General features: G+C 35.6%; 15 protein-coding genes and 3 pseudogenes. 9 read left to right on the top strand and 9 right to left on the bottom strand.

Annotated features, from left to right (window positions below):
- Nucleotides 1-8 precede the first annotated feature (8 nt).
- On the top strand, nt 9-758 hold the full coding sequence (locus ACLKMH_RS11120; protein WP_413702016.1) for a substrate-binding periplasmic protein: 750 nt from the start codon (nt 9-11) through the stop codon (nt 756-758).
- A 236-nt stretch (nt 759-994) separates the two neighbouring features.
- On the opposite strand, the gene ACLKMH_RS11115 is transcribed toward ACLKMH_RS11120, so the two are convergent.
- Nucleotides 995-1,585 (bottom strand): LysE/ArgO family amino acid transporter, encoded by a 591-nt coding sequence (locus ACLKMH_RS11115; protein WP_413702015.1) that lies wholly within the window; start codon nt 1,583-1,585, stop codon nt 995-997.
- Nucleotides 1,586-1,699: 114 nt separating this feature from the next.
- On the opposite strand from ACLKMH_RS11115, the gene ACLKMH_RS11110 reads away from it, so the two are divergent.
- Complete coding sequence (locus ACLKMH_RS11110) at nt 1,700-2,602, top strand: LysR family transcriptional regulator ArgP (protein WP_413702014.1); 903 nt, start codon at nt 1,700-1,702, stop codon at nt 2,600-2,602.
- Nucleotides 2,603-2,638: 36 nt separating this feature from the next.
- On the opposite strand, the gene ACLKMH_RS11105 is transcribed toward ACLKMH_RS11110, so the two are convergent.
- Complete coding sequence (locus ACLKMH_RS11105) at nt 2,639-2,944, bottom strand: hypothetical protein (RefSeq protein ID WP_413702013.1); 306 nt, start codon at nt 2,942-2,944, stop codon at nt 2,639-2,641.
- 116 nt (nt 2,945-3,060) lie between these two features.
- Nucleotides 3,061-3,967, bottom strand: a pseudogene (locus ACLKMH_RS11100) (LysR family transcriptional regulator).
- A gap of 349 nt (nt 3,968-4,316) precedes the next feature.
- On the opposite strand from ACLKMH_RS11100, the gene ACLKMH_RS11095 reads away from it, so the two are divergent.
- On the top strand, nt 4,317-4,847 hold the full coding sequence (locus ACLKMH_RS11095; protein ID WP_413702012.1) for a PAS domain-containing protein: 531 nt from the start codon (nt 4,317-4,319) through the stop codon (nt 4,845-4,847).
- Nucleotides 4,828-5,589: a GGDEF domain-containing protein gene (locus ACLKMH_RS11090; RefSeq protein ID WP_413702011.1), complete on the top strand. Its 762-nt coding sequence runs from the start codon at nt 4,828-4,830 to the stop codon at nt 5,587-5,589. The genes ACLKMH_RS11095 and ACLKMH_RS11090 overlap by 20 nt, the downstream gene beginning before the upstream one ends.
- A gap of 3 nt (nt 5,590-5,592) precedes the next feature.
- On the opposite strand, the gene ACLKMH_RS11085 is transcribed toward ACLKMH_RS11090, so the two are convergent.
- Nucleotides 5,593-6,450: a LysR family transcriptional regulator gene (locus ACLKMH_RS11085; RefSeq protein ID WP_413702010.1), complete on the bottom strand. Its 858-nt coding sequence runs from the start codon at nt 6,448-6,450 to the stop codon at nt 5,593-5,595.
- Between the two features lie 141 nt (nt 6,451-6,591).
- Here ACLKMH_RS11085 and trxA point away from each other — a divergent pair.
- The 4 genes and pseudogenes from trxA (at nt 6,592) to ACLKMH_RS11065 (ending at nt 8,903) form a co-directional block, all read left to right on the top strand.
- Nucleotides 6,592-6,911: pseudogene (gene trxA, locus ACLKMH_RS11080) on the top strand (thioredoxin).
- A gap of 202 nt (nt 6,912-7,113) precedes the next feature.
- Nucleotides 7,114-7,755, top strand: coding sequence for a flavin reductase family protein (locus ACLKMH_RS11075; RefSeq protein WP_413702316.1), 642 nt, complete (start codon nt 7,114-7,116; stop codon nt 7,753-7,755).
- A 19-nt stretch (nt 7,756-7,774) separates the two neighbouring features.
- Entirely contained in the window at nt 7,775-8,197 is a 423-nt protein-coding gene (locus ACLKMH_RS11070; protein ID WP_413702009.1) for a thiol-disulfide oxidoreductase DCC family protein, read from the top strand.
- Nucleotides 8,163-8,903, top strand: a complete 741-nt coding sequence (locus ACLKMH_RS11065) for an SDR family NAD(P)-dependent oxidoreductase (RefSeq protein WP_413702008.1) — start codon at nt 8,163-8,165, stop codon at nt 8,901-8,903. The genes ACLKMH_RS11070 and ACLKMH_RS11065 overlap by 35 nt, the downstream gene beginning before the upstream one ends.
- 79 nt (nt 8,904-8,982) lie before the next feature.
- On the opposite strand, the gene ACLKMH_RS11060 is transcribed toward ACLKMH_RS11065, so the two are convergent.
- The 3 genes from ACLKMH_RS11060 to ACLKMH_RS11050 are packed head-to-tail and all read right to left on the bottom strand — an operon-like array spanning nt 8,983 to nt 10,005.
- Nucleotides 8,983-9,198, bottom strand: a complete 216-nt coding sequence (locus tag ACLKMH_RS11060) for a TIGR02450 family Trp-rich protein (protein WP_413702007.1) — start codon at nt 9,196-9,198, stop codon at nt 8,983-8,985.
- Nucleotides 9,199-9,211: 13 nt separating this feature from the next.
- Nucleotides 9,212-9,742 carry a CIA30 family protein gene (locus ACLKMH_RS11055; RefSeq protein ID WP_413702006.1) on the bottom strand — a complete coding sequence of 177 codons (531 nt, stop codon included), beginning with the start codon at nt 9,740-9,742 and terminating at the stop codon, nt 9,212-9,214.
- On the bottom strand, nt 9,739-10,005 hold the full coding sequence (locus ACLKMH_RS11050; protein ID WP_413702005.1) for a DUF3081 family protein: 267 nt from the start codon (nt 10,003-10,005) through the stop codon (nt 9,739-9,741). Before ACLKMH_RS11050 ends, ACLKMH_RS11055 begins: the two co-directional genes overlap by 4 nt.
- Before the next feature lie 149 nt (nt 10,006-10,154).
- On the opposite strand from ACLKMH_RS11050, the pseudogene ACLKMH_RS11045 reads away from it, so the two are divergent.
- Nucleotides 10,155-10,351, top strand: a pseudogene (locus tag ACLKMH_RS11045) (YwbE family protein).
- 68 nt (nt 10,352-10,419) lie between these two features.
- Here the strand turns inward: ACLKMH_RS11045 and ACLKMH_RS11040 are convergent.
- Both ACLKMH_RS11040 and ACLKMH_RS11035 read right to left on the bottom strand, forming a co-directional pair.
- Nucleotides 10,420-10,908, bottom strand: a complete 489-nt coding sequence (locus tag ACLKMH_RS11040) for an acyl-CoA thioesterase (protein WP_413702004.1) — start codon at nt 10,906-10,908, stop codon at nt 10,420-10,422.
- A gap of 265 nt (nt 10,909-11,173) precedes the next feature.
- On the bottom strand, nt 11,174-12,667 hold the full coding sequence (locus ACLKMH_RS11035; RefSeq protein WP_413702003.1) for a methyl-accepting chemotaxis protein: 1,494 nt from the start codon (nt 12,665-12,667) through the stop codon (nt 11,174-11,176).
- Nucleotides 12,668-12,672 lie beyond the last annotated feature (5 nt).

The following is a 12,672-nucleotide window of genomic DNA, read 5'->3' as shown; positions in this document are numbered from 1 at the left end:
AGATTATTTTGCCAATTATAATTGCATTATTTTTAGGCTTATTGCCACTATCTTCATTTGCCACATCCTTGACCAGCGCAAATTCTCATTGGCCACCATGGCGAGTTATAGAAACTGATGGCAGTTTAAGTGGTATTGATATTGATATTCTTAAGGGATTAACTGCGCGCTTGAACGTAGACTTGGAAACGAAAGGTTGTGGTTGGAATAGATGTTTAAAATACATGCAAGTCGGCGGAGGAGATCTCATGACAGGATTATTAAAAACACCTGAGCGTGAAAGCTACATGGCATTTATTGAGCCTCCCTACCGTATGTCAAATAATACCTGTTTCTATCAAAATAAATCCGATACAAATGAGATAAACAATTACCAAGACTTATCTAACCTCACAGTAGGTGTTGTAAAAAAAGTTGCTTATTTTGAGCCCTTTCATAGCGACCAAAAGATTAAAAAACACGATGCCACAACCGACGATAACTTATTTCGTATATTAAAAGCAGGCAATATTGATGTTGTCATCATGGGCTGTGTTGCTGGTGATGTGAGAGTTAAAAGCTTAGGCCTCTCGCAAAACATCAAGCATGCTAATTATGTTCACCGTGTTGAGCAACCTGTGTACATTGGCATTTCTAAAAAATCAGACTTTATTTCTCGCCAAGCTGAAATTTCACGGGCCCTAGAAGACATGCTTACGGAGGGTGAAATAAATGAGATTTTGTCTCGCTACGGTATTGATAGTCGAGATTCAGAATAATTTAGAATAGGTGGTCAGTATCGATTTAAATAACCCCAATTCTGGATAAGCTAAACGATACAGTACTGTTATTTAGGCGTATTTTTTCGTTAAATCATCTACCAATAACCAATTATTGTCGCAATGATTCGCCTGGAACTCCGCAAAGCAACAGCACTGTATGATATATTTTTAAGTGTTTGATAATTAATTTCACTTCCATTATCCAGAACTGAGGTTAAATAATAAAAATATCGCTAACCCCACATCATCAAACCAATAAAACTATCAAGAATACGTTGTGCTCTGGCGCTACTCAAAACAATTGAAAATTTTGCCCCTAAAAAAGCCAAACCAAAAAACCACAGAAAAGAAGCTGTCACACCACCAATAACAAAATAGAGACGTTCTTCAACTAATAAATTAGTCGCAAAACCGCCCAAAATAACAATGGTATCAATATACACATGTGGGTTTAAAAAAGTGAATGCACAGCAGGCAAGCACAATCATTTTAAAACTTTTTTGCTTACTTTGTGGACTGTTATCCGTTTCAATCGAACCGCCACCTTGCCAGGCTCGTTGCAAACACTGCCAACCATAAGTCAACATAAACAAAGCACCAAGTATGGTAATTGAAAGTAATAACCACGGATAAGCGCTAAATATAGTCGCGCCTCCCCAAACACCAACACTCATAAATAAAGCATCAGACAAACTACAAAAAGTAGCGACGAATATGTGGTGTTGCTTACGTATCCCTTGGTTTAATACAAAGGCATTTTGCAATCCGATCGGCATGATCAACGTCGCCATTAACGTCAGTCCAGTAAAATAAGTTGAAAACATTGTCGCTCCTTTAAAATAATAACTGGACTATAACGAGCAAATGAAATTAAATATAACTAATAATATTAATGCACCATTAGAATTTTTAATGTGAAACTAAAAGAGAGTATTCTAATGCAGGATTACAAGCTACTAACGGCACTCGATGCGGTAATACGTGAGCAAAGTTTTGAAAAAGCGACAAAACGCTTACACATTACCCAGTCTGCGATATCGCGACGTGTAAAACTGCTCGAGGCACAGCATGGTCAACCGCTTTTAATTCGCAATCAACCTATTAAAACCACTCCTCTAGGACAAAAACTATTAGGTCATTTTCAGCGTGTATTACAATTAGAATCAGAGTTAAACAAGCAATTAGATCAAGAAAATCAATTACAACCTTTGCCACTTGCAGTTAATGCAGACAGTTTAGCAACTTGGTTTATTGATGCATTAAGGCCTTTATTAAAACAACAAAAAATGATTCTTAACCTGTATGTAGCCGATGAATCACAAACATTAGAACGATTAGCTAGTGGTGAAGTACTTGCCTGTGTTACCAGCAAGCCTAAAACAATTAGTGGTGGGGAAAGTCATTTTTTAGGTTATATGGAATATTTGTGTGTTGCGACACCGAGTTTTATTGAACACTATTTCTCAGAGGGAATCAATGAACATAGCTTACAGCAAGCGCCAGCGATGATTTTTGATCAACACGATGATATGCACCTACGCTTTTTATTGGAAAACTTTTCCTTACAACGCGGGCAATACCCTTGTCATACAGTGCGCTCTTCACAAGCATTTGTGGATATCACACTCGCCGATGGAGGTTATAGTTTAAATTCTCGTTTACATATTGAGAAAGAAATTGAAACTGGAAAGTTAATTCATATCTTGCCTGAAAAAATTATTTATGTGCCCTTATACTGGCATTGCTGGGAGTTATCTGGCGCGCTGATGGCACAATTAACTGAGGATATAATTAGCTATTGCCAAAAAGTATTACCTCAGCATCAAGCCAATCATTTATAACCTGCTCATTTATAATCTGGTAAATGACTAAAGCATTTACAAAGTATCAAAGTCTGGCTCAGGAGCAAGCCCTAAACGTGCTTCATCAGAAGCAAAATAGTCTCGTTCACTTAATAAGTTATTAAGCACTTCTAATGTGAAGAGCTGTTCATTTAGGCCTTTTTGAAGACGAATCAAACAGGCATCAATAGCGACTTTTTCTTCATCCTGCAAATGAAGACGACATAAATACAATTGCGGGATAGCTAAAGCAAAGGCACATAACTGTGCTATTTGCATCGCATCTAATGAGCTAACAATTTGCTCAAGGCTTAACGGATTTTCTGAACTCTGTGTTGGCATAAATAAACTCTATATAGTATTAATAAAGTGACTGTACAGTAAAACAAAGCACAATGTGTACTTTGCTGTACTTGGTATTACGATGTTGAATCAAGGAAAACATTCAATGCTTGCTTTTATTGTAACAATGACAACTCACGATTTATAAAGTCCTTCAAAAAAGTTAGTAATAACCGCAGTTTTTTGGTTTCTGCCGTGCCAGGCGGAAAAACAGCAAAAATATTAATATCTGCCAACTGATAATCTTCAAGCACCCTTTCTAATAAACCTGCATTAATTTTTGGTAAGGCATCATAAAGTGGAATGCGCCCTAAACCATGCCCAGCTTCAACGAATGCTGTACGAGCACTGCATTATTGGTGCTAATACTACCCGTGGTTATAATATCAAATGAACGTTTACCTTTGCTGATATTAAAGGTTGAAGAGGCTTGCTGATAAAGTACCCAATCATGGCGAATCAATTCACTAGGCTTGTTCGGTTTGCCATTTTTCAGCAAATAGCCAGGAGAAGCACAAAGACAGGTTCCCAAAGTTGCTAATTTACTTGCTTGTAAACCAGAATCTTTTAATGGCGCACCACGAATAGCGAGGTCAAATCCGCCTTTAATTATATTGTCAACTTCATCGCTGAGTTTCACGTCTAATTCAATTTTTGGATAAAGTACTCTAAAATCATTTAAAGCGGGTACAATTAATTGCAAACCAACATTCACCGGACAAGTAATTTTTAACTTACCCTCTGGCTCACTTTTGATATTTTCAATTTGCTGATTGGCTTGATTAGCTTGCTCAGCTATCACTCTGCATCGTTGATAATACATAGCCCCCGCTTCAGTTAAACTAATCGAACGTGTTGAACGATTTAAGAGTTTAACCTTCAGGTGAGACTCTAATTTTTTAAGGTGATAACTCACCACTGCTCTTGATAAGCCAATTTGTTTAGCGTGGCACTCAGGCTTCCTTGCTCAACTACCTGTGCAAACACCACCATACTTTTTAATTGCTCAAATGATACATCCATTATTTTTCCCCTAATCAGCAAATAATTGTATCAATATACTGAACAATCAGATACAAAAATTACTCACTTGGGATTTATCTTACTGAGATAAACACTAACAAGTTTTTAAACACAAGCTAAAACATATAGTAATAAATGTATATTGTATGATAAACATCCAAGTCTTTGGATTTTCTTATTAAAAAAATACCCTATACTTCTTTGCTTTATGGCGATATGTTGAATATATCCGTTACCAATCAAGAATCGTAACGAGACAAAGCAATTTACATATTCTGTCATATCACCAAAGCTTAATAGCACGACACATCAATACATAAAAAATTATTATTATAATTTAGGGATCCAAGTGCCTGATTCAGATACAGACATGCAACTTTTAATTTTAAAACAAATTGCAAATAATATGGATGCTTATATCTATAGTAAGGATCTACAGGGAAACTATACCTATGTTAACAATAATTTTTTGCAATTATTGCAGTGTGAACTAACGGATATTATCGGCAAAAATTCAGAGCAATTTTTTGATCAAGAAACCTGTAAGATTATTCATAAAGCAGATCAAGAAGTTTTCAAAACAGAAAATAAAACGATAAATGAGCATCCAAATTGTATTAAAGACACAACACAATCGAGTACATTTCGTACAGTTAAAAGTCCCATTTACGATGAACAAGGTGTTCTAATCGGACTATGTGGTATATCAACGGACATTACAAAACACAAACACCTACAAACTATTTTCGAAGAACAAAAACAACTACTTCATACTGTGCTTGATAATGTAGAAGCACACGTTTACATGAAAAACGAAGATAGACGATTTTTATACGTTAACTCCAAAGTTGCAAAATCATTTGGATTACCTGTTAGCTGAAGTAGTAGGACAATTAGAAACAGACTTAATATCAGAAAAAGAAGCTCAAGATTTTCATCAAAATGATCGCGAAGTTTTTCAAGAAAATAAAATAATAAGAAGAAAAGAAACGGTTATCGCTCCTGATGGTGAAGAACTTCATTATCTCAGTGTCAAAGCACCTATTTTTGTTAATAACCAACGTGCAATCATTGGATTTTCTTCTGATGTTACTGAAATATACAAAATGAAAGAGCAATTTAGGCTCCTTGCAAATACCGATTATTTAACCAATCTATACAACCGTCGCTTTTTTATGGAACAGGGAGAACGCGAATTTTCTCGCTACAAGCGTCATAATTCACCCTTTGCCATTATTTCAGTGGATATTGATCATTTTAAACATATTAATGATGACTTTGGTCACCCTGCTGGTGATCATGTATTAAAAATAGTGAGCCAACTTTTACAAAAAAGCATTCGCAATGAAGATATTTTGGCACGTATTGGAGGAGAAGAATTCACCATAATACTACCCGAGACCTCACTCCTTAGCGCAAAAATATTAGCAGAACGCACCCGTGAAAGTATCCAAAAACAAATTATTGAATATCAGAAAGAGATTTATATAAGGGTCACGGTTAGCCTTGGTGTTACCCTTGTAAAAACCAAAGATGATAATTTTGATGACGTTTTACTTCGAGTCGACGAGGCATTATACGAAGCAAAAGAGAATGGTCGTAACCAAGTCTGCTTTATTTAACAGCTATGACAATCTACCTAATTGGCTTTGAAAGAAATCTAAAAACACCCTTGTTTTTATCGGGATATCACGACTTTGATATAACACACTTAACTGCAATGCAACGGGTTGTTTGCTAAGCTTTAATCGCTGTAAATCACAATCATTTTGACAGCTATAATCAGGCAGTTTTGCCACGCCTAAACTTTGTTTTACCGCATGCAAACGCATGCTTGGACTGGTAAAGGTCGCTCGCCCTTCGACAGCAACGGAAAGCGTATTGCCAGCGTCGCGAAATAACCACTGTTCCTGCTGTTCACTTAAAATACAGGGGAAAGATTGTAAATCATTTGGTGCTAAAACCTCTTTATTAACAAAGTCAGCAGCTGCAAAAATAGATTGTGGAAAACTCAGTAGTGTCCTTGCGATCCAAGTGGATGCGGGCAAGCTAGACTCATGTAAAACAAAGGAGATATCGTAGGGTTCATTGCTCTCAGGTAAAGCCCCTGAATAATGATTGCAGTGTAATTGTATTTTTGGATAACGTTTTGCAAAATCAGTTAGTAACTCACTAATGATCTGATTAAAGAATTCCAGTGGTAATAAAATATTAAGTTGCCCTTTAGGTTCATTAATAAAAGAGCCTATTTCTTCCTCAACATCTCGTAATGCGTCCACATGTGCCTTACTTGCTTGATACAGTAATTGTCCACTTTCTGTGAGTTGCTGTTTTCTAGTAGTTCTGATTAACAGCTGGCTACCAATACTTTTTTCTAATTGCACTAAATGACGACTTAATTTTGATTTAGGGATATTCAGTTGCTTTGCAAGCACCTGTAAATGATCCCACTTCAACCAAGCAAACAAACATCGATAGATCATCTAAACTTGCTTTCATTATTCCCAACTGTTTCGCTCACTGTTTCATTTGTGCAACAAAGATTCCTATTAAACCCAACTAATCAATAAATATCAACTTAGGTATAGTGACCACAATCAATTAATAAATAAAAGGATAACAAGATGAGTAAAGTAGTAGAAATTAATGCAACAAATTTTAGCGAGCAAGTTGAACAACACCAAGGTTTTGTTTTAGTCGATTTTTTGCAGACTGGTGTGGCCCATGTAAAATGATTGCCCCTATTGTTGAAGAAATTGCAGAGGAATTTAGCAACCTTAAAGTAATAAAAATTAACGCTGACAGTGCACAGGAGTTAATGCGTCAATTCGGTATTCGTGGCATTCCTACATTGTTATTATTTAAAGATGGCAAAGTAAGTGCTTCTAAAGTAGGTGCATTATCATTACCACAACTGCGTGAGTTTATTAACGCTAACATATAATTTTTATGTAACTTACTGAAAATTCTTCATTGAATAAAAAGGCACTTTTACAAACTCAGAAAGTGCCTTTTCTATTTACCTCTTAAATTATTTTTTCAACAAAAAATTGATCTTCCTAACAACGTCTCGCGTATATAAAAACACCTATTCTTAATATCAAAGAGTTAATTTGAAACATATCGATACAAAACAATTAAATACGATGGACAACCGATACCGAGCCCATTTAATCAATAGCCTGTCTGGTTTTAAAAGTGCTAATCTTATAGGTAGTATCAATCCACAAGGGCAAACTAACCTCGCTATGTTTAGCTCAGTGATACACCTTGGCGCATCGCCTGCTTTGGTTGGTTTTATTTCTCGACCTCATAGCGTCACAAGACATACATTAGAAAATATCCAACAAAGCAAACAATACACTATCAATCAAGTTTCTGAACATGTCTTTCGAGAAGCACATCAAACCTCTGCCCGATATTCACAAAGTGAATTCGAGGCGACGAGGTTAACTGAGCAATACCTTAATGATTATCGCGCTCCCTTTGTGCAACAAAGCAAACTAAAGTACGCATTAACATTACGAGAAATCATGCCCATTGCATTAAATAATACTCAACTGGTTATTGGTGAAATTACTGATATCTTTTGCACAGAAAAAGCAATCGGTGATGATGGATATATTGATATAAATTCCTTAGATACGGTCAGTATTTCAGGGCTAGATAGCTACCATAGTAACCAAAGGTTGGCGCGTTTAAATTATGCAAAAACAGATACAGCTCCCTTTGAAATAGACATCAATGGGAAGCCAATTAGCAATGAATACGTAACTTACGAAATCTGATAAACCTGAGGAGTCAGTCATGTTAACCGTTTTTTATGATGGTCAATGCCCCATGTGTAGTAAAGAAATGCTTAGTCTCAAAAAACATGATAAGCATAATCTAATTCAAATTGTCGATATTCATCAGAATGGGTTTTCAAGCGCTTATCCTGGCATTGATTTCCATAAAGCGATGCGAATATTACACGGCACATACCAAGGAAAACTGTTATTAGGGCTGGAAGTCACCCATAGAGCCTGGACATTGGTAGGCAAAGGTTTTTGGGTTGCACCTTTAAATTGGCCTGTCATTAAAACTGTCAGTCATTGGATTTACCTAGGTATCGCAAGATACAGACTTCAAATATCAGCTTTCCTTGCAAAAGCGACAGGAATAAAAACACAGCAATGTGAAAAAGGAACTTGTTATGCTAAATCAACAAACATTAATCATCGGCGCTAATAGTGATATTGCTAAGGCCATCGCTAAACAAACACTGCAATCAGACCAGACTGGATTAATATTGATAAGCAGAGATTTAAGCCATTATCAAAATTTAACAACAGAATCTGAGCACATAAGCAAAATAATCGTTGCAGATTATGATGCGATGACAATTAATCAAGCAGTTAAGGAAATAACGAAAATAAGCTCAATGCCAATTACACAGGTGTTTATTTGCCATGGCCTATTACACAGTAAAAATATTCAACCAGAAAAGAAACTGGAGGCCTTTGATGCAGATGCTTTTCAACAAGTAATGAACGTCAACGCCTTGACCCCAATGCTTTGGATTCAGAATTTGCTACCAATTCTATCCGGTAAAGTTGCAACAAAAATAGTCGTTTTTAATGCAAGAGTTGGCAGTATTCACGATAATCGTTCCGGCGGTTGGTATAGTTATCGGGCATCAAAAGCGGCATTAAATATGTTACTAAAAACAACTGCTATTGAGTTTGCAAGACGAGCTAAAAACATTAAAATTATTTCCTTTCACCCTGGTACAACAGATACACCACTTTCCAAACCATTCCATAAAAATGTTCCCAGCGACAAGCTATTTACGCCAGATTTTGTTGCTCAACAACTACTAAAAATAGTTGAAAATAGTACGATTGATGGTGAAGCGAGTTATCTTGATTGGAAGGGCGAATCTATAAATTGGTAATGTAGAAAAACAAATTAATATCAACAGTAATCCCTAAGGGAATTAGTGGTTACTGTTGAGTAATACTAACTTAAAGTAATTACTTCCAACCAATACTCCACTTATCTGCAGATTTTAATTCACGCCAATCAATTGTATATTCATTGTTAGTAAAAACAGCTTCAATAATACATTTAATGACATTTTGATTTTCATCGAATTTAACCAAAGTAACCATAAAGTGCTTTTCTTTATTGCTAACCTGAAGGTGTGTCCACTTGCTATGAAGTAGTGCTTTAGGGCTTATTTTGTTCATATTTATTACCTTATTATAAAGCGATAAAACTCAAGGAAAACAAAGACAGGGAAAATGGTCCAGCTTGTTTTTTGGTTAATAAAAAACCAATTTCTTCAATATTCTGCGAAACAACTTTCGGAGCTCCGATTATTTTTTTACCACGAAAAGTCGCTTGAAAATCAGCTAAGTTAAGAATGACTTTTTGTTGTTCATTACTTTGAGTAGTAAATTCATGATAATAATAAATAATTTTACCGTGATTATTGGCAACTAAACGCATTTGGTAGCAGTTTCCATCGCCTAGAAAATCTAACATAATGTGATTTAGATTTTCTATCATTGGTTCTACAGCATGGAATACAGCGCTAAAGCCACCGTTATTCTCTAAAGAAATATCACCATTAAAAATAACTTTACCGATTGATAACTCTATCCCTCCCTTAGAAAGCCCTCCCATCACATTATCATTACTAACTCGCCAATTTTGGCGCGCATTTACATCTGCAAAATCCATTTTTACCATGGTTGAATTATCATTCTCTTTATAGAGTGTTGTTTTCACTTTTTACTCCTAAACAACCAAACTTGATATTTTGTTAAAAAGGCCTTTAAAGTGTCTTTATCTTGATATTCAAAGCCGTATTTACCGTGGAATAATAAGGACACTGTTAAGTCTTTGTAACTCAACCAACAAGTATATCCATCAAAGTCTTGCCAAGCTCGAATACCTAAAAACTCATAACCACCGTCTTTTTTTATTCCTTTAGCGGTGATTACATTAAACGCTTCTAACATATCTCTTTGTTTTTGCTTATTAATATCCATACATCACCCATATATCTGTAAATATTTTTATACATTAAATTATTACGAATTAAGAACAAATCAGGATCATTTTATTGACCAGTAAAAGTATTACACAAGAATTTAAGCTAGAATAAAAACAAAACTAAACAATAAGGTAAGAGATTAAAATGTTAAATACAATTAATAGAGCAGATATTAAAAAAGGCTTATCAGTCTCAATTGTTTTAAAACAAGACCAAAGAAGTGGAAAATTAACAGAAGGTATTGTCAAAGATATTTTAACTAAATCCCTAATCACCCGCATGGTATCAAAGTGCGCTTGGAAGATGGAGCGATTGGCCGAGTAAAAAGTTTGAATAAGTAAAAGCCAAGTTTAAAAAAAAGCTGGTTACTGTTATAAGCTAACAGTAACCTTAATCTTAGAGGAAAAAATTAATCTTCTTTTTCTTCAACAAAAATTTGCATCTCATCACCAATAGTTTTACGCATTTCCATTAATTTTCGAGCTGTTTCATTCTGTTGTTTGTCTTTTTCAGTTTCAGGTATCCATTCAGGAATACGCACGGCTTGACCATGCTCATCAACTGCTACCATGACAACAATACAATGTGTGGTAAGGCGTTTGTTTAATGATTTCGGATCACAGGCAGAAACTTCCAGTGCAATATGCATCGATGATTTACCGGTATAGATAACCTTCGCATCAACCTCAACTAAACTTCCTACATGAATCGGCGATACGAAACGTATTCCACCAGCATAGGCTGTCACACAATATCGGCCACTCCAACCAGTCGCGCAGGCATAAGCGGCTAAATCGATCCATTTCATGACCGCACCACCATGGACTTTCCCGCCAAAATTAACATCTAAAGGCTCAGCCAAAAATCGTAAAACAATATCTCTTTGTGGACTACTCATTTTTCTTCCCTGTATAAACCGCGTTATCAATTTATTTTCTGTGAGAAACTTGGTTAACGCGTTTGCTCTAATATATTTTAATTAAACATTACCATTAATGATAAATGCTTAAATGGTTATCCACATACCTTATCTCAAAATAGGTAATGATATCTATGAATCTAAGGTCAAAACGAGGGAATTTAGCTCCCCTCTACTTGATACTGATTCATGATATCATCACACTCTTAAAAAAGCGCTATTAGCTTTATTATCTATTTCCTTATTAGATTTTAAATTTAGAAAGATTAGCAATTAATCCTTTACCTAATTCTCCTAAACGAGAACTAGCATTTCTCGCTCCCTGCGCATTTTCAGTAACCTCATTGGTAATATTAAAGATTTCTGTTACGTTTCGACTAACATCAGCGACTACAGAATTCTGCTCCTCTGAGGCTGAAGCAATTTGGGTATTCATACCACTTATTTCATCAATAGTAGTTTGAATGTCTGCTAATGCAGTGCTTGCATTTGATGACTCTTCAATGGTTTTTTGTAATGCAAGCTGACTTTCATCCATCGAATCATTCACTTCCATTGATGATTTTTGTAAACCATCAATAATTTTTTCAATTTCAGAGGTAGATTCCTGAGTACGTTTTGCCAAGCTACGCACTTCATCAGCAACTACCGCAAAACCTCTACCCTGTTCACCAGCTCGGGCGACTTCAATAGCGGCATTTAATGCAAGCAAGTTAGTTTGTTCTGCAATACTTTTAATCACATCTAATACAGAGCCGATAGATTCACTTTTAACACGTAACTCACTAATTTTCTCAGCCGTCACTGTCATATCCGTACCAAGTAAATTGATCTGTTTAGCCGTTTCTTGAACAACATTGCTACCTTTTTGTGCAAGTTGACGACAAGACTCCGTACTTTTAGCGGTGTGATTTGCGTTTTCTGCAATCTCATTGGTAGTTAATGACATTTCATGTAATGCCGTTGACGCCTGTTCAGTTTCTTTTAATTGTGACTGTGTTGCTTGAACATTATTCGAAGCTGAATTAATTATGCTGATAGAAGTATTATTAACTTCATTTGCAACCTCAACAATACCACTGACTATGGTATGAAGTTGAGTTATAAAACGGTTAAAGTTTTCAGATAACTGACCAATTTCATCATTACTTTTTATGGTTAAACGACTGGTCAAATCTCCACCGCCTAAGGCAATCACAGACAAAGCATCGCCTACTGTTCGAAGCGGTTTAACAACCAGCGTATTTAGTGTTAACCAGTTAGTTAATTGCAAAAAGATAATCAAAATAATACCGATAGCCAAAAAGGCACCTTTCACAGCGAGTAATAGTGCTTCATTACTGTCAGCTCGATATACAATAATAAGTTTGCCAATTTTTTCATTTCCGCTCCAATTAATGCCTACTTCTTTTTCAATTGCGACCTCAGAATCTAATTCTGTATCAGTATTGTATTTCTCTGCTAACAATTGATCACGATGATCATAGGCGGAAATTTTGTGAATAAACGGGCTTAATATAAATGCTCCTAAAATATCGCCAATTAGTTCTTTGTCGTAATTATAAATAGGCTCTTTAAGCACGATTTCTAGCATGGTTTGCGAGTCTTTTATTTCCTCTGTGAGTGAGTCATTAAAATAATCTTTAGCCAAAAAATAACTTGCTGAAAAAACAACCAGCATTACCAAGATAGAAACGCTACTTAACATTAGCATCGATTTTTTTGTAATTGAATTCATAACTT

The organism is Psychromonas sp. KJ10-10 (genome assembly GCF_047323245.1).
GTDB lineage: Bacteria > Pseudomonadota > Gammaproteobacteria > Enterobacterales > Psychromonadaceae > Psychromonas.
This window is presented reverse-complemented; position numbering and strand designations above follow the sequence as displayed.